The sequence below is a fragment of the Myxococcus llanfairpwllgwyngyllgogerychwyrndrobwllllantysiliogogogochensis genome, assembly GCF_006636215.1.
Taxonomy (GTDB): Bacteria; Myxococcota; Myxococcia; order Myxococcales; family Myxococcaceae; genus Myxococcus; species Myxococcus llanfairpwllgwyngyllgogerychwyrndrobwllllantysiliogogogochensis.
Window position 1 is genome coordinate 1 of sequence record NZ_VIFM01000011.1, and the last position, 24,852, is coordinate 24,852.

The 24,852-nt window shown below is 68.7% G+C and carries 20 protein-coding genes and 1 tRNA gene; 15 read left to right on the forward strand and 6 right to left on the reverse strand.

Annotated elements, in window-relative coordinates:
- Positions 1–351: 351 nt before the first annotated feature.
- The gene (locus FJV41_RS04270; protein ID WP_141641115.1) at positions 352–1,743 is read right to left on the reverse strand and encodes a dihydrolipoyl dehydrogenase family protein; all 1,392 of its coding nucleotides are present in this window, start codon (positions 1,741–1,743) and stop codon (positions 352–354) included.
- 574 nt (positions 1,744–2,317) lie between these two features.
- Here FJV41_RS04270 and FJV41_RS04275 point away from each other — a divergent pair.
- The 7 genes from FJV41_RS04275 to FJV41_RS04305 all read left to right on the forward strand — a co-directional run bounded on the left by FJV41_RS04275 (position 2,318) and on the right by FJV41_RS04305 (position 7,164).
- Positions 2,318–2,818: a ribosome-binding factor A gene (locus FJV41_RS04275; protein ID WP_141641116.1), complete on the forward strand. Its 501-nt coding sequence runs from the start codon at positions 2,318–2,320 to the stop codon at positions 2,816–2,818.
- Complete coding sequence (locus FJV41_RS04280) at positions 2,815–3,972, forward strand: RtcB family protein (protein ID WP_141641117.1); 1,158 nt, start codon at positions 2,815–2,817, stop codon at positions 3,970–3,972. Before FJV41_RS04275 ends, FJV41_RS04280 begins: the two co-directional genes overlap by 4 nt.
- 222 nt (positions 3,973–4,194) lie before the next feature.
- A tRNA-Gln gene (locus FJV41_RS04285) sits at positions 4,195–4,265 on the forward strand.
- A 66-nt stretch (positions 4,266–4,331) separates the two neighbouring features.
- A complete protein-coding gene (locus FJV41_RS04290) occupies positions 4,332–4,859 on the forward strand; it encodes a non-proteolytic archaemetzincin-like protein (RefSeq protein ID WP_141641118.1) in 528 nt (175 codons plus the stop codon).
- A gap of 110 nt (positions 4,860–4,969) precedes the next feature.
- Positions 4,970–5,944 (forward strand): TolB family protein, encoded by a 975-nt coding sequence (locus FJV41_RS04295; protein WP_141641119.1) that lies wholly within the window; start codon positions 4,970–4,972, stop codon positions 5,942–5,944.
- A 72-nt stretch (positions 5,945–6,016) separates the two neighbouring features.
- Complete coding sequence (locus tag FJV41_RS04300) at positions 6,017–6,493, forward strand: ankyrin repeat domain-containing protein (protein ID WP_141641120.1); 477 nt, start codon at positions 6,017–6,019, stop codon at positions 6,491–6,493.
- 116 nt (positions 6,494–6,609) lie between these two features.
- Positions 6,610–7,164 carry a DUF2378 family protein gene (locus FJV41_RS04305; RefSeq protein WP_141641121.1) on the forward strand — a complete coding sequence of 185 codons (555 nt, stop codon included), beginning with the start codon at positions 6,610–6,612 and terminating at the stop codon, positions 7,162–7,164.
- Positions 7,165–7,235: 71 nt separating this feature from the next.
- Here the strand turns inward: FJV41_RS04305 and FJV41_RS04310 are convergent, their stop codons facing one another.
- Positions 7,236–9,449: a (Fe-S)-binding protein gene (locus FJV41_RS04310; RefSeq protein WP_141641122.1), complete on the reverse strand. Its 2,214-nt coding sequence runs from the start codon at positions 9,447–9,449 to the stop codon at positions 7,236–7,238.
- A gap of 575 nt (positions 9,450–10,024) precedes the next feature.
- On the opposite strand from FJV41_RS04310, the gene FJV41_RS52050 reads away from it, so the two are divergent.
- The 7 genes from FJV41_RS52050 (at position 10,025) to FJV41_RS04340 (ending at position 20,467) form a co-directional block, all read left to right on the forward strand.
- Entirely contained in the window at positions 10,025–10,189 is a 165-nt protein-coding gene (locus FJV41_RS52050) for a hypothetical protein (RefSeq protein WP_174477266.1), read from the forward strand.
- A gap of 295 nt (positions 10,190–10,484) precedes the next feature.
- Positions 10,485–10,739, forward strand: coding sequence for a C1 domain-containing protein (locus FJV41_RS04315; protein ID WP_220137829.1), 255 nt, complete (start codon positions 10,485–10,487; stop codon positions 10,737–10,739).
- A gap of 219 nt (positions 10,740–10,958) precedes the next feature.
- Complete coding sequence (locus FJV41_RS04320) at positions 10,959–12,212, forward strand: vWA domain-containing protein (RefSeq protein ID WP_141641123.1); 1,254 nt, start codon at positions 10,959–10,961, stop codon at positions 12,210–12,212.
- A 208-nt stretch (positions 12,213–12,420) separates the two neighbouring features.
- Positions 12,421–14,733, forward strand: a complete 2,313-nt coding sequence (locus tag FJV41_RS04325) for a protein-disulfide reductase DsbD family protein (RefSeq protein ID WP_141641124.1) — start codon at positions 12,421–12,423, stop codon at positions 14,731–14,733.
- Positions 14,734–14,779: 46 nt separating this feature from the next.
- Positions 14,780–15,361 carry a thioredoxin family protein gene (locus FJV41_RS04330; protein WP_141641125.1) on the forward strand — a complete coding sequence of 194 codons (582 nt, stop codon included), beginning with the start codon at positions 14,780–14,782 and terminating at the stop codon, positions 15,359–15,361.
- Positions 15,362–15,666: 305 nt separating this feature from the next.
- Positions 15,667–17,916 carry a zinc-dependent metalloprotease gene (locus FJV41_RS04335; RefSeq protein ID WP_246136987.1) on the forward strand — a complete coding sequence of 750 codons (2,250 nt, stop codon included), beginning with the start codon at positions 15,667–15,669 and terminating at the stop codon, positions 17,914–17,916.
- Positions 17,917–18,190: 274 nt separating this feature from the next.
- The gene (locus FJV41_RS04340) at positions 18,191–20,467 is read left to right on the forward strand and encodes a zinc-dependent metalloprotease (protein WP_141641127.1); all 2,277 of its coding nucleotides are present in this window, start codon (positions 18,191–18,193) and stop codon (positions 20,465–20,467) included.
- On the opposite strand, the gene FJV41_RS04345 is transcribed toward FJV41_RS04340, so the two are convergent.
- The gene (locus tag FJV41_RS04345; protein WP_246136981.1) at positions 20,455–21,885 is read right to left on the reverse strand and encodes an MFS transporter; all 1,431 of its coding nucleotides are present in this window, start codon (positions 21,883–21,885) and stop codon (positions 20,455–20,457) included. The genes FJV41_RS04340 and FJV41_RS04345 overlap by 13 nt on opposite strands.
- Positions 21,886–22,115: 230 nt before the next feature.
- On the opposite strand from FJV41_RS04345, the gene FJV41_RS04350 reads away from it, so the two are divergent.
- Positions 22,116–22,409, forward strand: a complete 294-nt coding sequence (locus FJV41_RS04350) for a UBP-type zinc finger domain-containing protein (RefSeq protein WP_141641129.1) — start codon at positions 22,116–22,118, stop codon at positions 22,407–22,409.
- Here the strand turns inward: FJV41_RS04350 and FJV41_RS04355 are convergent.
- The 3 genes from FJV41_RS04355 to FJV41_RS04365 form a co-directional block, all read right to left on the reverse strand.
- Positions 22,406–22,849: a type II secretion system protein GspG gene (locus tag FJV41_RS04355; protein ID WP_141641130.1), complete on the reverse strand. Its 444-nt coding sequence runs from the start codon at positions 22,847–22,849 to the stop codon at positions 22,406–22,408. The genes FJV41_RS04350 and FJV41_RS04355 overlap by 4 nt on opposite strands.
- Before the next feature lie 170 nt (positions 22,850–23,019).
- A complete protein-coding gene (locus FJV41_RS04360; RefSeq protein WP_141641131.1) occupies positions 23,020–23,934 on the reverse strand; it encodes a S1C family serine protease in 915 nt (304 codons plus the stop codon).
- 16 nt (positions 23,935–23,950) lie between these two features.
- Positions 23,951–24,850, reverse strand: a complete 900-nt coding sequence (locus tag FJV41_RS04365) for a S1C family serine protease (RefSeq protein WP_174460162.1) — start codon at positions 24,848–24,850, stop codon at positions 23,951–23,953.
- Positions 24,851–24,852: the final 2 nt, after the last annotated feature.

Genomic DNA, 24,852 nt, shown 5'->3' on the forward strand with positions numbered 1-24,852 from the left:
GGTGTTCACCATTTCACGCCGGGGCCCTGCCCGGCAACGGCCTCCGTGTGGAGGTGGCGAGGTGGATCTCCCCCCTCGGGTTGCCTGCCTGCCCGGACATGGCGCGGAGGTCGTCACCTGGAGTGTGCCTGGATGTGTGGTGCCGTCGCGGAGGAAGGTGTTTCACTGACCTGGCGGCACATGCGGGTGCGGCCGTGTCGTGCCGACGTGGAGACGTCGTGAGGGGACGCTCGGGCTCCCGGGTGGGTGTGCTTCCGGGGGTCTGTATGGGATTGGGCAATCCAATACACGGGCTGCCATGCGCGCCGGAGCTGGCGAGCCGCGCACTCGCCAGCGGCCTACGTGCCCGCGCTACAAGCCGTACGTCTCCAGCAAGCGCAGCCACACCTCACTCATCGTGGGGAACGACGGCACGGCATGCCAGAGCGTGTCGAGCGACACCTCACCCGCGACGGCGATGGTGGCCGCGTGAAGCATCTCGCCCACCTCGGGTCCGGTGAAGGTGGCGCCCAGGATGACCCGGCGCTTCTCGTCCACCACCAGCTTCGCCGTGCCACCGAGCTTCTCGCCGAACAGTGACGTACCCGACACCTTGCCCAGGTCGTACTGCACCGCGCGCACGGGCAGCCCCGCTTCACGGGCCTTCGCCTCCGTGAGGCCCACGCTCGCCACCTGTGGGTGCGTGAAGATGACCTGCGGCGTCGCCTTCGTGTCCGCCCACGCGCTCGCCTTCTTGCCCGCGATGACGTCACCCACCAGTCGCGCCTGGTACTTGCCCATGTGCGTCAGCAGGTTGCGGCCATTCACATCGCCGCAGGCGTAGAGCCATCCACCCTCCACGCCCTTCGCGCGGAGCTGGTCATCCACCTGCACCGTCTCGCCGGCCTTCAGCCCCACTGTCTCCAGGCCCAGTGAGTCCGTGCGCGGCACGCGGCCCATGCCCACCAACACCGCATCGCCCTTCAGCTCCTCGCCCGTCGAGAGCTTCACCGTCACCTCGCCCTGGCCTCCCGGGCGACTCACGCTGGCGATGGACGTGCTCAGCATCACCTTCACGCCTTCATCGCGCAGGGCCTGGGCCACCTGCTCACCCACGAAGGGCTCGAAGCGGGACAGCAGCGCCTTGCCGCGCTCCACCAGCGTCACCTCCGAGCCCAGCGAGCGCCACGCCTGCGCCAGCTCCACCGCCACCACGCCGCCGCCCAGCACCAGCAGCCGCTTGGGTACCTGCTTCGCGCCCGTGCCCTCGCGGTTGTCCCACGGCCGGGCTTCCTTCAGCCCCGGGATGTCCGGGATGCGCGGCCGGCTGCCCGTCGCGAGCACCACCGCGCGTTTTGCCTCCAGCTCGCGCACGGTGCCGTCCTTGGCCTCGACGCGCACCTTGCGTGGGCCGGTGAGCTTGCCGTGGCCGCGCACCACCGTCAGCTTCGCGCCCTCGGCCCACTTCACCTGGGAGTCGTCGTTGTAGTAGCCGACCATGGCGTCGCGGTGCTCCAACACCGCGCTGGCGACCAGCGGCCCCTTGATGGTCTCTCGCACACCCGGCGAGTGCTTCGCCAACCAGAGCGCCTCCGCTGGACGCAACAGCGCCTTGCTCGGAACGCAGGCCCAGTAGGAGCACTCGCCGCCGAGCAGCTCGTGTTCGACCAGCGCCACGGAAAGCCCGGCCGCGGCGGCTCGCGCTCCCGCATTCTCTCCCGTGGGCCCACCACCAATCACCACCACATCGAAGACATCCGCCATGTGTTCGCCCTCGCGCCCTGCTGCGTAGGCAGGGAGGTGCGAAGGGGCCAATCCCACGCGAGGCTTCTCGTCGGATGGTGGAAAGAAGGGGTGGCGACCACCGGACATCCGCCCCCTCTCCAGGAGGCTCGACGGTGCGCGCTGTCCTCCAGGTGACGCCTGCCTTGTCCGGAGAGGAGGGCCCCCCGTCCCCGCGTGTCAGGAGTCCCCAGGCATTTTCGTCAGCGTCCGCCGGTGTGCGCGGACAGGCGGTGAGCGCCGTCCGTTCTCCCCGTCGGAAACCCACGAGTGCCCGTGCCGGAGACTCCGAGCGCGGCGGGAGGTGTGCCATGGGGACTGTATTGAACGGTGTCTCGGGTCGCTTCGCGTCGTGCTTGTCTCACGAGCACTGAGTTCCTCCCTCACCCGCCCTCGAGGATGAGTGGGTCGGAGAGGGTTGTGTCCTCGTCGAACCAGCACCGCGCGCAAGCCTTTGTCACCGTGCACTCCGGCCGTCGTGCCGCACGCGTCCTCGTGAGCTGAGTCACGAGGTGTGCGCCGCACGCGCGGCCTGCTGGGAACTCTTCGTCCACTCATGGCTTCTTCCAGGAATCGTCGTCCCCGCGCGTCCCGTCGGCGCGAGGGTGCTGCTGCATCATCGTTCTCGTTGTCGTCGTCCGAACCTCCCTCCGCGCGTCACCTGCGCGTTCAGTCCACCCTGTTCCAGGAGGTCTCCCTCCTCTTCCGGAGCGAGCTGTCCGACCCTCGACTCGAAGGTGTCTCACCGGCGTCCTTCGAGCTGACGCCAGATGGTCGGCTCATCCGCATTGGCTACACCCTCACCCCGGCGGCGGCGTCGGCCGCGCGTGAAGTCCAGGAGGCACTGGCCCGAGCCAGTGGCTACCTGCGCTCGCAGCTCGCACAGCACCTGGACCTCAAGCGGGTGCCTCAACTGCGCTTCATCTACATCGGCGTGGCCGAGCACCCGACGGAGGCGTTGTCCGCCGAGCCTCCAGACGACGCCGTCCCCGAAGACGAGGACGAAGTACCCGGGTCCTTCGACGAGGACGGCGATGACGAAGGAGGTGCGCGATGAATCCACGCATCCTCCCGGCGGCGCCCGGCGCCGTGCCCATCCTCGTCTGGGCACGCGCCCTTCCACCCGGCGCGGAGAAACAACTCCGGCACCTCGCCGCCCAGCCCTACGTCGTCGAGCACGTGGCCGCGATGCCGGATGTCCACGTCGCGCACGGCGTCGCGGTGGGCTCCGTCTTCGCCACCGAGCACCACGTTGTCCCCGGTGCCCTCGGTGGAGACCTGGGCTGTGGCGTGAGTGCCTACCGCTTCGCATATCCCGCCGCGTCGCTGGGGCGTGACACGCTGGAGCTGCTGCTCACCCGCTTGTCCCAGGTCATCCCGGTGGGAGACGCGACGCATCGAGGTCGCGGCCTTCCTCTTCCGTCCGCGCTGGAGGCGCCACCGCTGTCGACCCAGAAGCTGCGCCATGCCTGGGAGCGGCTGGCGCCGCGACACCTGGGCACTCTCGGCGGTGGCAACCACTTCCTCGAACTGGACCGGGACGCGGGAGGGGACCTCTGGCTCCTCCTGCACTCCGGCTCTCGCGGCGTGGGCGCGGCCATCGGCGAGCATCACCAGCGTGTCGCGAAGACGCTCGGGGAAGGCAGCCTGCCTGGCCTGAGCCTGCACACGCCCGAGGGAGCCGCCTGCCTCGCGGACCTGGACCTCGCCTGTCGCTTCGCCCGAGCGAACCGCGACGCGCTGGCCGCCCGGGCCCTGGAGGTGTTGTCCCAGACGCTGGGCATCTCACCGGAGCCGGAGTCCACGGTGGACCTCCACCACAACCACGTCGCCGGGGAGACGCACTTCGGCCGCGCGCTGTGGGTCCACCGCAAGGGCGCGGTGGGCCTGGAGTCAGGGCGGCAAGGGCTCATTCCCGGTTCGATGGGCACTGCCTCCTATGTGGTGGAAGGCCGGGCCGAGCCCCGCGCGTTCCGCTCCTGCTCCCACGGAGCCGGTCGGGTCCTTACCCGGACCGAGGCCCGCGCTCGCATCCGTCCCTCGGCCCTGGAGCACGCCCTGCGCAGGGTGGTGCATGACTCCCGCCGGGCCGCGGCGCTCGTGGAGGAGGCGCCCGCCGCCTACCGCGACATCGTCGAGGTCCTCGAGGACGAGGCGGACCTCGTCACTCCCGTCCGGCGCCTGACACCCATCGCCGTCCTCAAGGGCTGAATCCCGCTTCGCGGGGGCCTGGAGCTCCGTCTCCGGGCCCTCGCGCCGATACACGCGGAGCGGTCAATTCACTCCTGGTGGAATTCAGCGCGTCCGGACCCGTACTTTCCGGGGTTGATCCGCGTGGAAGAGGGGGGACGACACATCCCGACGTCAGAGTGGGTTCCCGAGCCCGTCCAGATGCCGTAGAATCGGCCGCCAGAAGTTCACGTGCGAACCTGCTGGGGCGTCGTCTAATGGCAGGACATCAGACTTTGACTCTGAGTATCAAGGTTCGAATCCTTGCGCCCCAGTCATTCCGCTCCGGGGGGACGCGGTAGCCAGCGCGTCCGTCCGTGTGCATGAAGGACGGTGGCCCGATGCCGCAGAAGACGCTCCTGCTGGTCTCCGTGGGAAGCCCAACGGCAACCCTGTTGAAAGACCTCCAGGACCCACTGACCACACAGATGGGCACCGCTTCGGTGGTGGCGAAGACGGCGCTCCCGACGCCGGCCTATGCCTTCAACAAGGACCGTGCCCAGTACCACTGCAACGCCATCATGCGTCGGCTCACGCCGATGATGGAGCCCGGTCAGCACCTGGTGCTCGGCGTGACGGACGTGGACCTCTTCGTCCCTGACTCGCCCTTTGTCTTCGGCGAGGCGGACCGCGAGTCCCGCACGGCGGTGGTGAGCGTGTTCAGGCTTCGCCAGGGCGCTGACGGCGAGCACCTGCGGCGGCGCATCCAGGTGGAGGTCACCCACCAGGCGGGCCACCTGCTCGGGTTGTCCTACTGCGAGGACCCCCGGTGCGTGATGTTCTTCGCGCAGTCCCCGCAGGACTGCGACCGCAAGCAGCTGTCGCTCTGCAACCAGTGTCGCAACGAGCTGGCCAAGCTCAACCGCTGAGCCCCTTCGCGCGGGCTTGCCCGTGAATGCCTTCGCACGCGTTGACGTCCGACCCGGCGCGCCCTGTAGTGCGGGGCGCTGAACCGGGCCGGCAACGTGGAGCGATTGTGATGACGGGCACGCGGTATTTCGTCGGTGGGCTGTTGGTGGTGGGGCTGCTGGGTGGCTGCGAGCCGTTCGAGGATGATGGTGGCGGCGGCGGTGTGGGAGGCGTCCGGTTCAGCAAGGGCTTTGCCTTCGTGCGCGAGGACGACCGCAACGTCTTCGTGGTGGACGACGCGGGAGACCCCAACAGTCCGCAGCGGCTGACCAGCACGGGCGGGGCCTACTGGCCCTCGGTGTCGAAGGATGGTCGCAGCGTCGTCTTCGTCCAGCGCGGTGGTCTTGGCACCTCGCTGCTGACGGTGCCCACCACGGGTGGCACCGTGGCCACGTTGTTCAGCGAGAATGACGCGGCCTGCGCGCGGGGCTGCACCAATTTCCGCACGCCCACCTTCAGCCCGGACGGCCGCGGCGTCGTCTTCGTCTTCTCCCCCGGCAACAGCTCCCTCACGTCGCTGGGGCGGGTGAACACGGACGGCAGCGGCTTCCAGGAACTCACCCCGAACTCCGTCGTCGCCTATGGGGCGCCGTCCTTCGTCCCCAATGGGACCGCCGTCGTCGCGCCCACGGGCAGCGGGCTCCAGCAGCTCAACCAGGTGGCGTACGTGCCGCTCTCGGGGGGCGCCATCATCGCCTCGTCGCTGGGCAATGACGTCGGAACCGTGGCCAACCGTGTCGCGGTGTCGCCGGACGGCTCGCAGGTGGTGCTGGACGGGCGCGGCTCCTCGAGCAGCGTGCGCACCTATGTGGGAACCCTGAGTGGAGGTCGCCTGGGCGCCTTGCGACGCGTCACCAGCTATGGCGGCGCAAGCGCCCAGGAGACGTGGCCGGTGTGGACGGGCGCGAGCCAGGTCGGCTTCCTCTTCGCCGACTCGGCGGGTGGGGACCCGGGCATCTACCGCTCCACCGTGAGCGCGGCGCCGTCCAACTCCGTCACGCTCGCGGTGCCCAGCGCGGCCGAGCCTTCGTACGGCCCGCTGTAGGCCTGTCCCCAGGCTCCCAGGTCCCTGGCATCCGCGCCCCCGAGGCGCGATGCTGTCGCGCTGGAGGCTGCCATGTCCCTCTTCGATGCCGTGCTCGCGGGAGACCGCGAGTCCTTGAAGTCCCAGCTCGACGCGGGCGCGGACCCCAATCCGTTCGATGACGAGGGACTCACGCCGCTGATGGTGGCGGCGCGGGAGGGACACGCAGGGCTCGTGGAGCTGCTGCTGAAGGCGGGCGCGGACGCGACGATTACGAACCGCATCGGAGAGTCCGCGGTCATCATCGCCGCCGCCCATGGCCACTCGAACTCCGTGTCGGCGCTCTGGGAGAGCGCGACGGAGGACGAGCGCTCCATGGTGCCCCTGTTGCTGCGCACCGATGCCATCACCGGTCCGGGCACGGCCTCTCCGGCCGCGACACCGCCGAAGGAAGACTTCCGCCGGAAGCTCGCGTCCGCGGGTGCGTACGTCGCGGGCAAGCTCGGGGATGACGGGGCCACGAAGCGGTTGGAGCGAGTGCTGCGTTCGGAAAAGCAACGCAAGCCCTGAGCACGCGTCCGTGTCCGGACACTCGCGGCGTTCACCACCCTCCACGCGCGGGCGGCCCCGCACCGCATGGGAGGCTTCACACGTACGGTCCGCCCCCGTCCGAGAGGAGCCACCGCATGGCGACGTCCGAGCCAAAAATCGTCCACAGCGGGACGGTGCAGGGTCTCTTCCAGATTGCTCTGAAGGACCGTCTGTCCGAGGACGCGTGGCGCCTGCTGCGTGAGGCGGGGTTGGATTTGTCCGTCCCGTTGCAGCCGACGTATCCCCTGGCCTCGTGGCTGCGCTGGCAACACATCGTGCTGGGTGACTTGTGGCCGCACCTTCCGCTCGATGAGGCCTGGCGTCAGTTGGGGCACGCGGTGATGGAGGGCCTGCTGGCCACGGTGCTCGGCCGGATGCTGGGCGTGGGCGCCCGCGCGCTGGGGCCCCAGTTCATGTTGTTCCAGCTCAACCGGGGCTTTCGCGGCACGGACAACTACGTGGAGACGCTGGTGAAGGCCAGCTCGCCGGGGCGCGCCGAGCTGTGGCTCAGCGACATCAACGACAGGCCCATCTACTACGTCGGCGTCCTGGAGTTCCTGCTCACCCTCTCCGGCGCGAAGGAGCCCCGCGTCTCCGTGCTCGTGCGCGAGGGTTCCTCCTGCACGTACCTGCTGGAGTGGGTGAAGTGAGCGCCTGAAACGACGAAGGCCCGGGGCTTCGCGGTGGAAGCCTCCGGGCCCTGTGTCTGCTTCCCGTGCCGTTACTCCGGCTTGGCGCTCAGCGTCGCGCCGGGGGCCACGCCACCGGCCGCGCCGCTGCGGACCTCCATCGCGTCGGCGACCAGCTCGGTGATGTCCTTGACCTTGATGTTCCCCTCGCGGCCGGTGTCGTTGACCGCGTCGCCCAGCATCGTCGAGCAGAAGGGACACGCGACGGCGACGATGCCCGTGCCGCCCTTCTCCTTGTAGTCGCCCACCAGGCCCGGCTTCTTCCTGTCCGCGGCGTCGGGGAACGGCGTGGTCGGGTCCTCGGCGTGCTTGAGCGTCAGCGCGACTTCGTTCAACCGGTTGTGGTTGATGCGCGTGCCGATGTGCTCCTCCATCCACATGCGGCCGCCACCGGCGCCGCAGCAGAAGCCCTCGCGCTTGCTGCGCTGCATCTCCACGACTTCCAGCCCGGGGATGGCCTTGAGCACTTCGCGGGGCGCGTCATACACGCCGTTGTGCCGGCCCAGGTAGCAGGGGTCGTGGTACGTCAGCTTGGTGTTCATCACCGCGGACAGCTTGATGCGCTTGTCGCGCAACAGCTCGTTGATGAGCTCCGTGTGATTGATGACGCGGTACTCGCCGCCGAACTCCGGGTACTCGTTCTTGATGGTGTTGAAGCAGTGCGGGCACTGGGTGATGACCGCCTTGACGCCCATCGAGTTCCACGACTCGACGTTCGTCTTCGCCATCGTCTGGTACAGGTACTCGTTGCCCATGCGGCGCGCGGAGTCGCCGTTGCACATCTCCTGCTTGGACAGCGTGGCGAAGCTCACGCCCGCCTCCCGCATGATTTTCACCAGCGAGCGGCTGACCTTCTTCTGCTTGTCGTCGTAGCTGCCCGCGCAGCCCACGAAGAACAGGTACTCGTACGGGCCGCCTTCGTCACCCCACGTGGGCAGCGCCAAATCTTCGGCCCACTCGTCGCGACGGTCCTGGCCCAGGCCCCAGGGGTTGCCCTGGCGCTCCATGCCTTCGAACACGCGCTGGATTTCAGGCGGGAAGTCCGCCTTCACCTGCACCTGGTAGCGGCGCATGTCGATGAGGCGCGGCACGTTCTCGATGAACACCGGACACGCCTGCTCGCACCACCCGCAGCTGGTACAGGCCCAGACCGTCTCGGAGCTCAGCGCGCCGCCGACGATTTCCGGCAGGGGCTCCTTGATGCGGTTGGGGCTGTAGCCCTCCTCCGCCCACTGCTCGTGGTCCCAGATCCAATGCTTCAGGTCCTGGTTGACGGCCTTGTGCGTGAGCGGCTTGCCGGTGATGTACGTGGGGCAGTGCGTCTGGCAGCGACCGCACTCCGTGCAGGAGTACAAATCCAGGCCCTGCTTCCACGTGAGGTCCCTCACCGTGGCGGTGCCGAACTCTTCCTTCTCCAGATTGGGCGTGGGCAGCTTGCCGGTGGAGTGGGTGCGCTGGAAGAAGACGTTGGGCAGGCCGGTGATGATGTGGAAGTGCTTGCCGATGGGCAGGAAGTTCAGGAACGCCAGGACGATGATGAGGTGGGTCCAGAAGCCTCCAATGCCCAGCACGTGCGCGGCCGTGGAGCCCAGGGGCATCATCGCCATGCCGACCAGGCTGGTGAACGGCTCCCACCACACCAGCGCGGACGGGGCCGCGGGCACCTGCGTGGCGCCCATCGGCACCTGCTGTGCCGCCGCGTGCGCCGCCACCATGTGGCTGCCGCCGAACAGGAACTCGGAGACCATCAACCCGGAGATGAAGCCCAGGATGAGGTACGCCTCCCAGGACTGCGACATGCGGTCCGGCTTCACCTTCCAGCGCGTCCACACGTAGTAGCCGCAGCCCACCAGGGCCAGGGCCGCCACCACGTCCTTGATCAGCAGATAGCCACGGTAGGCGCCCAGCAGCACCGTGTTGTCCAGCCAGAAGGGGTGGCTCAGGTCGGTGAACAGCTCCAGCGCGCCGGACGAGAAGCCCATCGCGAACATCATGATGGTGCGCACCTGCAGCACCATGAACGCCGCGTAGATGAGCACGTGCATCAAGCCCGGGGTGAACTCCTCCGGGTCGACCATGCGCTTCTGCCCGAGCCCGAAGAGCACGAGCCGCTTGATGCGCAGCGGGATGTTGTCGAGCCGCCGCTCCTTCTTCATCGCGAGCAACACGCCCACGCGACCGGACATGGTCATCACGAAGATGGGAACGGCGATGGCAAGCAATAGGCCGGTGATGATGGGACTCATTGGGACTCGGAGGACCTCTGGGGGGACGCGGCGGAAGGCCCGTTGCCGCGACGCGGCAAAACTTGAGTGCCCGTCAACCCTAACAGGGGTGATTCTCGAATCAAGCGCTGAGCGGGCGAGGTGTCCGGGACTGAAGCACGGAGTGGCGCCACGAGCGAGCAAGCTTGCCCGCTACACCGATTTACTGACACCCGCACTGGCAGCCTACCGCCTTGAAAATGGCGAAGTGTTGACTGCTGTGTGGTTCCATCCGACGCCAGGCCGACCTACCTTGTACGACGGCCTCGCACGCTGTCTGTCAGTCAACGCCTTCACAACCCACTGAAATAATTAGAGTGGAGGTTGGAGGGCAGGCGAGTAGACGTGGGGTCGAAGCAGGGGTCGGAAGTTTGATTCCCCAAGGGCTTTACAACGCGAAGCGACATGAGCACCATGGTCGGTAAATCGGTCAACGAGTCGTAAGCCGGGCACCGCATCGGGCGGACCCACGCGGACCGAACAGGGGGGCGCCCACAAGGAGGCGAGCCGAAAGGCCGTCCACCTTCCCTGAAGCGGAGCGCCCAAAGGAGTCGGACATGGTTCACGATGACACCACCTACATGGACGATGAAGGGCTGCCGTATGTGGACCTCGCGGAAGATGGTGAGAGCGAGTCCGTGACTCCCGTGGATGGGGCTCCCGGCGGCCGGATGTGGGGCTATGGGGATGAGTCGTGGGGCGGCTGGAGCGCGGCCGACTGATTCGCGGCCCCCGCGGCCGGTGGATGCGCGGGGGCGCTTCTTTGTAACGGGTGGTTCGGCTCGTGCGGTGGCGCCCTCAGTGGGTGGCTCCCGGGCCGGTGGTCTCTCGGTGACGCCTGGGTGTTCGGGGCGGCCGTCATCTCCTCCTTCTTGCTGACGTCGTTGCGTGCGCCCTGGCGTGGTGCGCGAAGCTGCCGCGTGCGCGCGAGGAGGGCGGGAGGCCCGGATGAAGGTGCTGTGGTGCTGGCGCTGCAAGCTGGATGTGCCGATGCTCGACGAGTAGGAGTTCGCGCGCGTGGCCGGACTGTACCGGGCGGCGTTTTCTCCACGGAGCCCGGCGGAAGTGCGGAGCGGGGAGCGGCGCTCCATCGAGGAGCGGTTCCGGCCCGTGCGTGAGGAGTATGAGCGGCTCACCGGGTTCCACGAGACGAACGCCAACGCGGTGATGCACCACCGGCTGAGTCAGTATGGGCCGCCTTGTGCGCACTGCGGCAAGCCCCTGCGGACGCCCGAGGCCCGGCACTGCGCGGCGTGCGGCGTGTCCCGGTAATCGCTCCCGACGCGGTCAGGACCTACCCCGCCGCCGGGTGTGGCGGCCTGGCCCCTCTTGATTCCGGGGTGTGTCTGCCCACATCCTCGACGTGGAAGCCTTTCCGTGAGGATCCATGCCATTGGTGTTGTGGCCCATGAGACTTCCGGTCGTGAGGGACGTCGTCTTTCACGGGGCGGTTCGCGGCAGAATGTCTCGTGAGAGCGCGCGGGAGCACGGATGAAGCAGACGGCCTTGGCAGTGGAGCGCGACGCGGAGCACGGCCGGGAAGTGTTGCTGCTCGTCACGCTGGAAGCGGACGCGGACGCGCCCCGGGCTCCCGTGACGGCGAACCTCGTGTTGGACCGCAGCGCGTCCATGCGCGGCGTCCCGCTGCTCGCCGCGGTGCAGGCCGCGCAATCCCTGGTGGAGCGCGCCAGCCCTCGCGACTACCTGGGCCTCCTCACTTTCGACGCGGAGCCGGAGCAACTGCTGCCCGTGCGCGCGATGGACGCTTCCGCCAAGGCCCAGTTCCTCAAGGCGCTGTCGCGCCTGGAGTCCGGTGAGGGCACCGCGCTGCACGAGGCCATCGAGCGGGGCGCGGAGGCCGTGCGCCGCGTGCTCGTCCCCGGTGCGCGCCCCCAGGTGCTGATGCTCACGGATGGCGAGCCGTCCGTCGGCCCCTCCCAGCTCTCCGACTTCAAGACGCTGGGCGCGCGCGTCGTGGAGTCTGGCGTCGTGCTGCACGCGCTGGGACTGGGCCGGCACTACCTGCCCGACATCCTGGAAGCCCTCACGGGACCGTCCGGTACCGGCTTCGTCCACGTGGATGACCCGGAGGGCCTTCCGCTGGCGGTGGGCACGATGTCCGCGGAGCTGTTCGGCGAGGTGGGCTCGGACGCGCGCGTGTACGTGCTGCCCTCGGGCTTCTCGGAGCTGCGCTGCCGTCACCGCTACTCCTCCCGTGTCGAAGGCGACGCGATGAGTGCGTCGCTCGGCGCGGTGTCGCAGTCCTTCCCGCGTCGGGTCCTCTTCTCCGGCAGGCTGGACGCGGCCGAGTGGAACCTGGGCGTGACGACTTCCTACACGGAGGGCACGGACACGCGGCGCATGCCCGTCCCCGTGTCACGCGTACTGCCCGACAGCGACCAGGGCCGCTTCGTGCGCGCGGTGTCGGCGGAGCTGGAGCTGGTGGCCGCCGAGGCCTCCGCCTGGAAGGCCCTGGGCCGCCGCAACCAGGGGGCCGCGGAGCAGGCGCTGGAGACCGCCGACCTCGCCCTCTACAAGCTCGCGCGACTGGGCTCGCTGGAAGTCCCACCGCAACGCCACATGGAGCGACTGGCGGACCTGCGCCGCATCGTCGAGCGCCGCGCCGCGCAACCCCAGGCCCTGGTGATGCGCCGCGCCCACTCCGAGGTCTCCCGCGTCACCTTGAGTCGCGTGGGTCCGGCGCTCCCGCTGCCCGCCCTGGCCCCCTGGAAGTCGGAGGACTGAGCTGCTCCTGGCCTGGCTGCCCGGTCGCCCGCCCCGACGGAGCGGGTCCTTCTGTCCACGCCGAGTCACCCGGGATGTTTCCTGCCCTGTCGCACGCCCCGGATGCGGGCGGGCGCGGGGAATGTCCCCCCGCCTGGAAGGTTCTCCCTCGGAAGCGGGGCCCGTCGGATGCTGGCGACCTGGCTTCGGGTGGGTTAACGGGAGACGCATGAAGCACTCGGTGTCCAAGAGGCTCGCCCTGGTGGGCGGTATCGGCATGTGGCTGGTGGCGGCGGTGGCGCAGGCGGCGCTTCCTCCGTCCGCGGTGGCCACGGGCGCGCCCGACGAGGGCGATCCGCGCTTGGAGGCCGCGCTGCTGGTGGATGCCACCCAGGTGAAGCCGGGCGACACCTACCGCGTGGGCGTGCGCTTCCGGTTGGATCCGGGCTGGCACATCTACTGGAAGAACCCGGGTGACTCCGGCCTGGAGACGGACGTCGCGTGGGACACGCCCGGCTCCACGGTGGGCTCGCTCCAGTGGCCCTTCCCGAGCACCTTCCGCACGCCCGACGGCTTCATCGTCACCCACGGCTATGACGGCGAGGTGCTCCTCTTCGCCGAGGCACGCGCTTCCGAGCAGGCCGTCGGCACGCTCAACCTGTCGGCCGCGGTGAACGCGCTGGTGTGCGAGGTGCACTGCATCCCCGCGGACCTGATGCTCACGCGCTCCATCCCCGTGGGGCCGACGACGCTCGCGGACGCGGAGACCACGCCAACGTTCGACGCGGCGAAGGCGCGCGTTCCTCGCCCGGTGGCGGACACCGGCCACACCGCCGCGCTCGCGCTGGACGTGAAGCAGCTCACCGCGGGCCAGGAGTTCACCGGCACCGTCACGGTGGCGAAGTCCGGTGGTGGCGCGGTGCCCACCGCGGAGAAGGACGCCTTCGTTCCCGAGCGCATCCCCGGCCTGGACAAGGTGACGCTCACGCAGACGGCCCCGGGGCGCTTCGCGCTGAAGGGCAAGGCGGAGCCGGATGCACCGAAGGCGGAGCCTCGACTCAAGGGCGTGTTGCGCCTGGGGACCGAGGCCACGGGTTATCAGGCGCTGGAAGTCGACGTGCCGATGGCGCCCTTCGTGGCCGCCGTGGGTGTGGCGCCGACGCCCGTCGTGGCGAAGGCGCCCTCCATCAAGGACTCGCTCGCGGCGGTGAAGCCGGTGGCGAGCGCCGCGACGGCCGCACCCCCGGAGTCGTCGATGGGGCTGGGCATGGCGCTCTTGTTCGCGTTCCTCGGCGGCGCGCTGCTCAACCTGATGCCGTGCGTGTTCCCCGTGCTGGCGCTCAAGGCGTACGGCTTCACGCGCATGGTGCGCCAGGAGCAGGGCCGGGTGGGCGCGCACGCGGCGGCGTACGCGGGCGGAATCGTCGCCAGCATGCTGGCGCTCGCGGGCGCGGTGCTGGCGGTGCGCGCGGGCGGCGCGGGCGTGGGCTGGGGCTTCCAGTTCCAGGAGCCACTCTTCGTCGCGGCGGTGAGCGCGGTGCTGGTGGCGTTCGCCCTCAACCTCTTTGGTGTCTTCAACGTGGGCCTGGATGGCACCGCGCTCGCGGGCAAGGTGGACCAGAGCCACGGACTGCTTCACAGCGCGGGCGAGGGCGTGCTCGCGGTGGTGCTGGCGACTCCGTGCTCGGCGCCGCTGCTCGGCACGGCGGTGGGCTTCGCCTTCGCGGCGGGTCCGCTCACGGTGCTCGCCGTCTTCACCGCGCTGGGCCTGGGACTGGCGCTGCCGTTCTGTCTGCTGGTGCTGGTGCCGGGGCTCGCACAGAAGCTGCCGAAGCCGGGCGCGTGGATGGAGCGCTTCAAGCAGGTGCTGGGCTTCGCGCTCCTGGGCACCACGGTGTGGCTCGTCTGGGTGATGGGGGGGCTTGCCGGCGTGGACGGCATGGCGCGGCTGTTGGCCTTCCTCGTCGCGGTGGGACTGGGCACGTGGGTGTATGGCCAGTCGCAGCTCCAGGAGGGCGGGCGCCGGTGGGGCACGCTGGCGGTGGCGGCGCTGGTGCTGGTGGGCTCGGGCGTGGCGGCGCTGCGCTTCGAGGAGGCGGCCCCGGCGGCGCGCGCGTCAACCACGGTGGGGCAGGCGCAGCCTTGGAGCGACGAGGCGGTTGCCTCCGCGCTGGCGGCGGGGCAGCCGGTGTTCATCGACTTCACCGCGGACTGGTGCCTCACCTGCAAGTTCAACGAGCGCACCGTGCTGGCTCGCGAGGAGGTGCGCGCGGCCTTCACGGAGCACCACGTGGCGTTCTTCGTGGCGGACTGGACGCGCCGCGACGCGCGCATCACCGCGCGGCTGGCGGACCATGGCCGCGCGGGCGTGCCCATGTACCTGGTGCTGAGCCCCGGCGCGCCGGACAAGCCGGAGGTGCTGCAGGAGTTGTTGACGGTGGATGCAGTGGTGGACTCGGTGAAGCGTGCGTCGGAGTGCTCGCCGCTGCGCCGGCAGGACGGCTCGAAGGTCCTCTGCGCCGCTGGATTCCCTCGGCCTTGAAACGCAGTCATCCGCAGTCAAGCAGTGCCCAATCAGGAGGAACGCCATGAAGCAGGTCTTCACCGCTCTCGCGCTCGGCTCGGTACTCGTGGGTGTCCCCGCTTTCGCGGACGCGGAGGTCGGCAAGCCGGCCCCGGCCTTCACGCTGAAGGACGAGGCGGGCAAGGAGCATTCGCTGTCGCAGTACAAGGGCAAGGTGGTGGTGCTGGAGTGGACCAACCCCGAGTGCCCCTTCGTGAAGCGCCACTATGAGGCGGACACGATGGCCAACACCTTGAAGGGCTTCGACGCCAAGAAGGTGGTGTGGCTGGCGGTGGACTCGACGGCGCACAACACGCCGGAGAAGTCCGCCACGTGGAAGAAGACGGAGGGCTTCACGTACCCCGTGCTCCAGGACGCCAGCGGCGCGACGGGCAAGACGTACGGCGCCAAGACGACGCCGCACATGTACGTCATCGACGCGGAGGGCGTGGTCCGCTACGCGGGCGCCATCGACGATGACCCGCGCGGCAAGAGCGACAAGAAGGTCAACCATGTGCAGACGACCGTGGACGCGGTGCTCAACGGCAAGCCCGTTCCCGCCGCCACCACCACGCCGTACGGCTGCTCGGTGAAGTACAAGAGCTAGCGCGCACGACGGACGCATCCATGTGGTGACAAGGGCTCTCTTCCCACCGGGAAGGGGGCCCTTCGTGCTTCTGGAGTCGCGCGCCCGCGCGCGGGTAGCAGCACGGTGGATGGACCGCAAAGTCCACTGGCCGAGGAACAAGCATGTCCGGAGAGGAGGTTCCTCGCATGGATTGCAACTCGATGACCGTGGCAATGAGGGTGCGACCTTGCCCGGGACCGCCGGGGGACCGAGCAGGGGCGTCGTGCCGTCTCCTGTAGGCAGACGAGTCTCGACTTCTTCTCCCGGTGTGGAGAGACATCGTGATGTGGAGACAGCACTTCTCGACTCGGCGTTCCTGGATGGGGGCGCTGGCCCTGGTCGCGACGTTGGGTGTCGGGTGCGACGCGCCGGAGGTCCCCGCGCCCGCGATGGTCCTGGGTGACGACTTCGTCGAAGTCCCTCGTGAACTCACCTCCGAACAGCACACGCAGGTGACGCAGAAGCTGGACGGAGTGGTGGACCCAACGGGGCGGACGTTCTACCTCGCCATCCGCAAGAGCGAACTGAAGCAGCGCTGGTTCCTGTCCGCCACGCTTCGACAGCTCAACTTCGACCCGGAGTACTACGGCCTCCCCGCGAACCTCATTCCCCGCGTGATTCGCTTCCAGGAGCAGAACGGCAAGCTCTACGCCTTCGATGCTCGCGACGGGTTGACTCGCAACGACATCTTCAAGCCGGACTCGTTGGTGGAGGCGTATCCCATCGTCACGGACCACGCCCCGTTCAACCGCTTGCCAGGCTCGGACCAGTACGTGCTCATCGACCCGGCGGCGGGGCTCAACCGTGTCGGCATCCTCGGAGACCACTGGTATGGGCCCGGGGCCATCGACTTCCGGATGGAGCTGCTCTTCTCCCAGCGCTTTCGGCGTCTCTCGGACGGCGTCCAGTACGAACAGGTCTTCACGGGGTTCACGGACGTCTTCGACGACCGGAGCGACTCCCTGGAGCGCAACGGCTTTCGCGCCTCGGGCACGCTGGCCATGGCGCTGCGCAAGTACAAGGAAGGTGAGGGCTTCACGGAGATGCCAGCACCGGAGCCGCGGCACTACTTCCGCAGCGAGGGCCGCTTCATCCCCAACACGGGCGAGCTGGCGTTGAATGCCATCAAGTGGAACATCCGGCCGGGGATGAAACCCATCCGCTTCTACATCACCCCCAACTTCCTGGAACTGAACGAGGACCCCCGCTACCGGGGTGCGGACGTGGTGGGCGCCGTGAAGCGAGGCATCGAGGGTTGGAACGCGGCGTTCGGCTTCAAGGTCTTCGAGGCCGTGCTGGGTGACAGCAGCATGGACATCGGAGAGGACGACAAGAACTTCGCTGTCCTCGACCCGAAGGTCCACGCCCATCTGGCCATCGCTGACTTCAGCTCGAATCCCAATACGGGCGAGGTCCGTCGGGCCACCGTCATGATCAGCGCCGCCATGATTCACGATGCCGAGGCCTTCTTCGCGGGAGAGCTGACGGTTTTCTCCTCGGCCAGCGCGCGTGACGAGAGCCCGAGGCCCAGGTTGTACTGGGTCGGGCTCACCCGCGAGCCCTCCTGTGAGCTGGACGCGGCGTCCCTCCCATCGGGCTTCTCCGCCCGACTGTCGTCCGAGGAGGACCGCTCCGAAGGACCCGCCCTCACCGTGAAGCAGAAGGTGGAGCGCTACCTCACCTACATCATGCTGCACGAGGTCGGTCACACGCTGGGCCTGCGACACAACTTCAATGGGTCGCGGGTGTACGACGGCACGCCCCAAACGCCGCGTTCGAGCACCGTCATGGACTACTCCGCCATGCCCGACACCATTCACGTGCAGGCGCCCGGCACGTACGACGTGGCGGCGGTGCGCTACCTCTATGGACTGTCCACGGCGCTGCCCACGGACCTGTTCTGTACGGACAGTGACGTCCTGGCCTGGGCGGAGCCTGCTTGTGTCCACTACGACCGCTATGACGACCCGTTGACGCGTTTTCATCTGCCCAACATGCGGACCCTGGTGGAGCAGGTGCTGCGTGGCGCGCCCGTCGGCGTCGATTTCCGCGCGAGCCTCCAGGCGCTGGACTCCTTCGTCAGGGGCGGGGACGCGAGCGGACAGGCCCAGGCCTACGACGTCCTCATGCAGCAGGTGCGGCCACCCCTCCAGATTCCCTCGGGCGAAGGTGCGGCGTACGCGGTCCGTGCCAATGACCTGGCCCGCCGCATCCTCAGCTTCCTCTATCTGGACACACGCGTCGGGCAGCCCCATGCGGTGAAGCCGCCGCCGACCACCCCTGCGTATACGCAGGCCCTGCTCGCGGACGTGCGCGGCATCCTGCTGAACGTGGACGGCGTGCGCACCTTCCCCGTGCGCCGGGTCATGGTGAATCTCCTGAAGGCGCACCAGACACTCGCGGCCTATGGCGTGTTGCAGGAGGCGCACACGGAGCTGACGGCACGACTGCCCACGCTCAGTGGTGACGAGCGACTGGGGACGATGGAGCTGCTGGGCCGCATCGAAGTGGCCCGCTCGCCCTACTTCCGCTGAGGTGAGCGCGGTGCCGAGGGCCCTCTTCCCATGCTCGGGAGGAGGGCCCTTCGTGCTTTCTGGAGTCGCGCGCGCGTGGCTGGGGGCTCGAAAAGCCCACCTCTCGTGGGACGAGTGACTCCCGACCTCGGGGGTTTCACGGATATCGGTAACTCAATGGCTGTGGCAATGAAGGTGTGAGATTGCCTGGTCACGGCCGAGAGACCGGGCAGCGACGGCTCGGTCGAGGAGGGCCGTGCCGTGTTTCACCTCTCTCTCGGCGGGGGATACCGTGATGCGGCGATGGCATTTCGCGGGGACGCGCGTCTGGGCGGGCATCCTGGCGCTGACGTGGGTGTTGAGCACGGGATGCAGTGAGCCTCGGAGTCTGGAGCGGGAACCCGAGGGCCCGGGGCTCGACCTCGTGCTGGGAGAGGACATCGTGGAGGTGCCGCGACAGCTCTCCTCCACGCAGCGTGCGCAGGTGACCCAGAAGCTCGAAGGGGTGGTGGACCCGACAGGGCGGACCTTCTACCTGGCCATTCGCCGGAGCGAACTGTCGCAGCGCTGGTTCATGTCCGGCTTCCTTCGTCAGCTCCACCCAGGGGGAGCGGATTATGGGGCCGCGCAACAGGTCGGCACTCGCGTGGTTCGCTTCCAGGAGCAGAACGGCAAGCTCTTTGTCTTCGACGCTCGTGATGGACTGGACAGGAGTGACCCCTTCAGGCCCGACGTGCTGGTGGACGCGTTCCCCATCGTCACGGACTTCTCCGCGTTCCATCGACTGCCAGGCTCGGAGCAGTACGTGCTCTTCGACCCGGCGGCGGGGCTCAACCGCATCGGCTTCATGGGGGACCATTGGTATGGCTCGGGCGCCATCGACTTTCAGATTGAGCTGAGCTTCGCACAACGCTTCCGGCGCATCTCGGACGGCGTCTTGTACGAGCACGTCATCAGGGCGTACACGGATGACCCCATCGACAGCGCCGAGATTCTGGAGGTGAACGCCCTGGCGGTCTCCGCCACGTTGTCCATGGGCCTGCGGAAGTACAAGGAAGGAGCGGGTTTCAAGGAGACCCCCCTCCCTGAGCAGGAGCTCTTCATCCGCAGTGATGGGCGCTTCATCCGCAACACGACGACGCTGGAGCAGGTCGCCATCAAGATGCACATCCACCCAGGGATGAAGCCCATCCGCTGGTACATCACCGACACCCTGCTGATGCTGAAGGACGACCCCCGTTATGTGGATGCGGACCTGGTCGGCGCCATCAAGCGGGGCATCGAAGGGTGGAATGCGCTGTTTGGTTACAAGGCCTTCGAAGCGCTCCTGGGGGGTGGCGACATGGACCTCGGCGACGACGACAAGAATGTCTTCATCTACGACCCGGTGGACTCCATCTATGGCCCGTATGCCTACGCCACTCGGAGCGTCAATCCCAACACGGGAGAGGTTCGCAGCGGTCGCTTCTACTTCAACTCCAACATGATGCACGCCGTGGAGGCCTTCTTCGATGATGACCTGCTCGCCCTCGCTCAGTTGACGGCGCCCAAGGCCAGGCCTCCCCTGCGCCTGGCCCGGCCGGGGCTCGCTCGCGAGTCGGAGTGTGAGTTCGGGGCGGAGCTCTTCCATCCTGGACCGTCAGGCCAGACCTCTTGGGAGGAGGATGACGCCTCGGCGACTCCCCTGACCAAGACGGAGAAGGTGGAGCGCTACCTCACCTACGTGTCCATGCACGAGGTGGGTCACACGATGGGGTTGCGGCACAACCTCATGGGGTCGTTGGTCTATGACGGCACGCCGGCGACCCCTCGCTCGAGCACCGTCATGGACCGAGCCGACATGCTCGATACCGTCTACCTGCAGACTCCGGGTTCCTATGATGTCGCAGCCGTGCGCTATCTCTACGGGCTGTCGCCGGAGCTCCCCACGGACCTGTTCTGCACTGAGGACGCGTATCCAGGATGGGAGGACCCCGCGTGTGTCGGCCGCGACCGCTTCGACGACCCGCTGACGCGTTGGTTCACCCCCAACTGGCAGGCCGAGGTGGCGCAGGTGTTGCGCGGGGCGCCTGGCTCGTCCTCGTTCCAAAGATTGCTCCAACATACGGGCGACTTCGTCAGGAGCGGTGCGGAGAGTGCTCGGGTCCAGGCGTACGACGCCCTCATGCAGCAGGTGCGGCCACCACTCCAGGTCCCCGCTGGCGAGGGCGCCGCCTACGCAGCCCGAGCCGATGAACTGGCTCGCCGCATCCTTGTCCATCTCCACCTGGAGACGTACACGGTCTTCACCAAGCATCCGTATGATCCTCCGAGCACACCCCTGTATACGCAGGCCCTGCATGCCGACCTGCGTGGCATCCTGCTGAACGTCGACGGGGTTCGCGGCTTCCGCGTGCGGCGCGTCATGGTGGACATCCTGAAGGACCAGCAGACGCTCGCGGCCTATGGGCTGCTGCAGGACGTCCACACGGAGCTGACGGCGCGACTGCCCACGCTCAGCGGTGAGGAGCGACTGGGGACGATGGAGCTGCTGGGCCGCATCGAAGTGGCCCGCTCGCCCTACTTCCGCTGACTCCGGAACTGAAGACCCGGGCGTGAGCCTGGAGGCGCGGTGGAGCGCGGGCTCGGTCTCGAGGGCTCGCGCTTCACCCGGCCGACATCCTGGGGCAACAGCAGGAACGAGCACAGCGCGCCCAGCACGCACAGGCCCGCGGACACCCACAGCGCTTCACGTGTCCCCGCGAGGAACGCGTCCCCCGTCTTGTTCGCGAGTCCTCCCAGGAGCGGCAGCAGTGCCACCGCCAGGAGTCCGGCGATTCGCGCCACCGCGTTGTTCACCCCCGAGGCGATGCCCGCGTGCCGGTCCTCCACCGCGCCAAGCACCACCGCCGTCAGCGGCCCCACCGTGAGACTCAACCCCAGGCCCAGCACGAGCACCCCCGGCAGCACCGTGCCCACGTAGCTTCCGCCCCGGTGGATGAGCGTGAGCAGCGCCATGCCCACGCCCGCCAGCAGCGGCCCCGCCGTCATCAAAGGCCGTGCGCCGATGCGGCCCGCGAGCCTTCCCACCAGCGGCGAGAGCAACAGCAGCATCACGGTGATGGGCAGCAGCGACGCTCCCGCCGCGAGCGCCGAGTACCCGAGTTGTTGTTGCAGCGCGAGGATGAGCAGGAAGCCCACGCCGCCCAGCGCGAAGTACACCGTCAGCGTCGTGAGGTTGGCGCCAGAGAAGGTCCGCGAACGGAACAGCCCGAGCGGCAACATCGGGTTTCGCGCGCGCGACTCGATGACGAGGAACGCGGCCAGCATCGCCGCGCCGAACACCGCGGCGAGCACGGGAGCCACGGACCAGCCATGCGCGGGCCCTTCGATGAGCGCGTAGATGACGCCGCCGAGCCCCAGCGCGGCCGTCACCGAACCGGCGAGGTCCAGCTTGCGCGCATCACCCGTGGGCCGGTCGTCCGGAACGTGGCGCAGCGTGGCCCACGCGGTGAGCGCCGCCAGGGGAAGATTCAGGAAGAACACCAGTCGCCAGGAGGCCACGTCCACCAGCCAGCCTCCCAACAGCGGCCCCAGCGCGGTGGTGACGCCGGACAGGCCCGCCCATGCGGCCACCGCGCGCTGTCGGTCCGCTTCGGGGAACGAGGTCCGCAAGAGCGCCAGGCTCGCGGGCACCAGCAGCGCCGCGCCCATGCCTTGCGCGGCGCGGAAGAGGGCGAGCGTCCAGGCGTTCGGCGCCAGGCCGCACAGCACGGACATGGCGGTGAAGCCCACCACGCCCAGCAAGAAGACGCGGCGCTGTCCCCATGCATCACCGAGCGCGCCGCCGGTGAGCACCAGCGAACCGAGGGTGAGCAGGTAGGCGTCCACGGCCCACTGGAGGCCCGTCAGCCCCGTGTGGAGCTCTCGGCCCAGCGCGGGCAGCGCCACGTTGACGGCGGTGGAGTCGAGGAAGGCCATGCCACTGCCGAGCACGCTCGCGAGCAGCACGCCGCGTCCCCTCGCACTGGCATAGGAAACGGACGCGCCGCCGGAAGAAGTGTCGGAAGGCATACGGCTCAACCGTGGGACGTGCGCCTCCGTCGCGCCACTCCTCGCGGCCCACGAGTGTCGGCCACCCTGGCGGCAAGAGCCTGACCGCATGGCTGCCCGGCACGTGGATGCGCGGGGCCTTCGTGCACACCCTGTCCGCGGGCGATGGGTTATCAGGGAGGCGAACGATGGCGACCGAGTGCAAGCACATCGAGCAGGCGGGGAACCCCGAGGCAAGGACCGACGGCTGCGAGGAGTGTCTGAAGATGGGGGCCCAGTGGGTCCACCTCCGACGCTGTCTGGAGTGCGGTCACGTCGGGTGCTGCGACTCGTCGCAGAACAAGCACGCGACGAAGCACTTCCATCAGACGAAGCACCCCGTCATCCAGTCGTTCGAGCCGGGTGAGACGTGGGTGTGGTGCTTCGAGGACCGGCTCCTGCTGGATGACAGACCGGAGCGGGGTGACTCGGCTCGCGTCTAGGGACGGGGCGAATCCTCTGGGAGCGGGCTCACGGGAAACGTGAGCTCGATGTCCTGGTCGTTGCCTTCTCCACCACCCACGCCGTCGGAGCCCAGGCTGCGCAGCTCCACCCACGCACCGCGAAGCGTGTACTGGTAGGGGTTGACCCAAGGGTCGAGGGGCAGTTCATCGAGTACCCCCTGGTCCACGAGGAGTTGGAGCCCTTCGGCATGCGTGGGCAACTGGCCCGTCTTGCGCTGGTAGAGGCGCACGGCGCTCTTGATGTTCTTCAAGTCGAGCTCGGCCCGACTGTGTCTCGACTCGCCCCGACATTCGGAGAGCACTATCCAGAAGAAGAGTGGCAGCACGAAGGCCGCCACTCCCGCCGAGAGAAACAGCAGGATGGGAAGGACCTGTCGGAGCGAGTGGCGCAGCGTGCGGCGTGGAAGCATTTCATTCATGGCGGCTCGTGACTATTCAAGCCGCGTGCCTGCCTGGTCTCCGGAGTGGAGTCTCGTCGCACGTCTCACGGGCGACTGTCACTCCGTCACGGGCTCTTGTGGGCCCGGGTCGAAATGACAGCGCGTCCGTGGCTCCGGGCCGCATGAACGAACCCGGAGCCACGTTCCGCTCACGCCGCCACGGGCTCGATGCGGGGGCGCGTGCGCGCGGAGACCTGCTTGCGCCGTCCCTTGCGCAACACGTCCAGCGACACCTCTTCATCGGTGGCCAGGGCCATCAGTCGCTGGAGGTCATCCACGCTGCCCACGGCGCGACGGTTGATGGCCAAGAGCAGGTCCTCCGGCTGGAGCCCCGCGTCGTCCGCGGGCGTCCCGTCCTGCACCCGGAGGATTCGCACCGCGCGCGGCTGCCCCGCGTCGCGGGCATGCTCCGACGTCAGGTCCACCGCCACCGCCGCGATGCCGAGGAAGCGCCGCTCCACCTTCCCGCGCTGGATGAGCAGGCTGGCCACCCACGCCGCCGTGGTGGCGCTCACCGCGAAGCCGATGCCCTGCGCGTACGGCAGCACCAACGTGTTGAGCCCCACCACCTCGCCCCGCGTGTTGATGAGGGGCCCGCCGGAGTTGCCCGGGTTGATGGCCGCGTCTGTCTGGAGCATGCCCTCCAGGATGACGCCGTCAGGCAGCGTGACGCTGCGATTGACGGCGCTCACCACCCCGAGCGCCACCGACTGCTCCAGCCGGAAGGGATTGCCAATCGCCATCACCAACTGCCCCACGCGCACCGTCTCCGGCGCGGCCAGGGGCAGCGTGGGGAAGTCGCCGCCCTCCGCTCGCACCACCGCGAGGTCCGTGGGCGCGTCCCCGCCCACCAGCGAGCCGCGCAGCTCCTCGCCGTTGGACAGTTGCACCGTCAGCTTGCGAGAGCCCCGCATGACGACGTGGCGGTTGGTGAGGACATAGCCATCCGGCGTGAGGAAGAGACCGGTGCCGTGGCCTCTGGCGTGCTCCACGCCCACCACCGCGGGCGAGGCGCGCGACACGAGCGTCTCCAGGTCGTCCGAGAACTGTTGCAGCAACTTCATCGCGTCACCCCTCTCCTCACGAACGCTTGCCGATGGTGATGGGCACTTCACGCACCTCGCCGGCTCGCAGCACGCGCGCCGGGACGGAGGTGCCCACCTTCTCGTCCCCCAGGTAGCCGAGCAGGTCCTCCACGCCGTGCAGCGCCTGGCCTCCCAGGCTCACCAGCACGTCCCCGAGCAACAGGCCGGCCCGGTGCGCGGGCCCGTCCGGGTCCACGGAGAGGAAGATGAGCCCCGCCTCCGCGCCCGCCGCCGCCCACTGGTGTTGGGGCAGCTTCACGGGGTACGCCCCCACGCCCAGGTAGCCGCGCCGGATGCCTCCGTGCTCGCGCAGCGACGCCGTCACCCGCGTCAGCGTGTCATGTGGAATGACGACGGCCGCGGTGCGTGAGAACGCCGCGGTGAGCAGCCCGACGAAGCGCCCCTCCACGTCCACCAGCGCGCCTCCAGAGAAGCCGGGCGGCAGGTCCGCGTCCGTCTCGAGATAACGGTCCACGCGCCCGCCCGCGTGGGTGCGCCAGCCCTCGCCATGCGTGCTCACCATGCCGAGCGTGGCGCGCGCCGTGCGTCCCGGCCGCGCCACCGTGACGACGAGGTTGCCCACCTTCACGGCGTCCAAGGGCGCGAGCGCGAGCGGGGAGAGCTTCGCCGCGTCGATTTTGAGCAGCGCCACGTCCGTGCTGGCATCGCGGCCGATGAGCTCGGCGGCCACGGTGCCGCCGTCGGACAGGCCTACTTGCACGGGGCCCTCATGCTCGACGGCGTGGCTGGTGGTGACGATGTGGCCCTCGGCGCTCCAGACGACACCGGTGGCGCCGCGCCGTCGTCGAGCGTCCACGCGGACGACGCTCGGAGAGGCCCGCTCGACGAGGGAGGCGAGAGACTGGGAGAGGGCGGGAAGAAAGTCGGTGGACATGG

Excerpts from the sequence above, each read along its gene's own strand:
- FJV41_RS04360 (WP_141641131.1), bottom strand. The coding sequence starts at position 23,934 with ATGAAGTTGCTGCAACAGTTCTCGGACGACCTGGAGACGCTCGTGTCG.
- FJV41_RS04335 (WP_246136987.1), top strand. The coding sequence starts at position 15,667 with ATGTGGAGACAGCACTTCTCGACTCGGCGTTCCTGGATGGGGGCGCTG.
- FJV41_RS04325 (WP_141641124.1), top strand. The coding sequence starts at position 12,421 with ATGAAGCACTCGGTGTCCAAGAGGCTCGCCCTGGTGGGCGGTATCGGC.
- FJV41_RS52050 (WP_174477266.1), top strand. The coding sequence starts at position 10,025 with ATGGTTCACGATGACACCACCTACATGGACGATGAAGGGCTGCCGTAT.
- FJV41_RS04320 (WP_141641123.1), top strand. The coding sequence starts at position 10,959 with ATGAAGCAGACGGCCTTGGCAGTGGAGCGCGACGCGGAGCACGGCCGG.
- FJV41_RS04290 (WP_141641118.1), top strand. The coding sequence starts at position 4,332 with ATGCCGCAGAAGACGCTCCTGCTGGTCTCCGTGGGAAGCCCAACGGCA.
- FJV41_RS04280 (WP_141641117.1), top strand. The coding sequence starts at position 2,815 with ATGAATCCACGCATCCTCCCGGCGGCGCCCGGCGCCGTGCCCATCCTC.
- FJV41_RS04275 (WP_141641116.1), top strand. The coding sequence starts at position 2,318 with ATGGCTTCTTCCAGGAATCGTCGTCCCCGCGCGTCCCGTCGGCGCGAG.
- FJV41_RS04355 (WP_141641130.1), bottom strand. The coding sequence starts at position 22,849 with ATGAATGAAATGCTTCCACGCCGCACGCTGCGCCACTCGCTCCGACAG.
- FJV41_RS04310 (WP_141641122.1), bottom strand. The coding sequence starts at position 9,449 with ATGAGTCCCATCATCACCGGCCTATTGCTTGCCATCGCCGTTCCCATC.
- FJV41_RS04365 (WP_174460162.1), bottom strand. The coding sequence starts at position 24,850 with ATGTCCACCGACTTTCTTCCCGCCCTCTCCCAGTCTCTCGCCTCCCTC.
- FJV41_RS04270 (WP_141641115.1), bottom strand. The coding sequence starts at position 1,743 with ATGGCGGATGTCTTCGATGTGGTGGTGATTGGTGGTGGGCCCACGGGA.
- FJV41_RS04330 (WP_141641125.1), top strand. The coding sequence starts at position 14,780 with ATGAAGCAGGTCTTCACCGCTCTCGCGCTCGGCTCGGTACTCGTGGGT.
- FJV41_RS04300 (WP_141641120.1), top strand. The coding sequence starts at position 6,017 with ATGTCCCTCTTCGATGCCGTGCTCGCGGGAGACCGCGAGTCCTTGAAG.
- FJV41_RS04305 (WP_141641121.1), top strand. The coding sequence starts at position 6,610 with ATGGCGACGTCCGAGCCAAAAATCGTCCACAGCGGGACGGTGCAGGGT.
- FJV41_RS04350 (WP_141641129.1), top strand. The coding sequence starts at position 22,116 with ATGGCGACCGAGTGCAAGCACATCGAGCAGGCGGGGAACCCCGAGGCA.
- FJV41_RS04295 (WP_141641119.1), top strand. The coding sequence starts at position 4,970 with ATGACGGGCACGCGGTATTTCGTCGGTGGGCTGTTGGTGGTGGGGCTG.
- FJV41_RS04340 (WP_141641127.1), top strand. The coding sequence starts at position 18,191 with ATGCGGCGATGGCATTTCGCGGGGACGCGCGTCTGGGCGGGCATCCTG.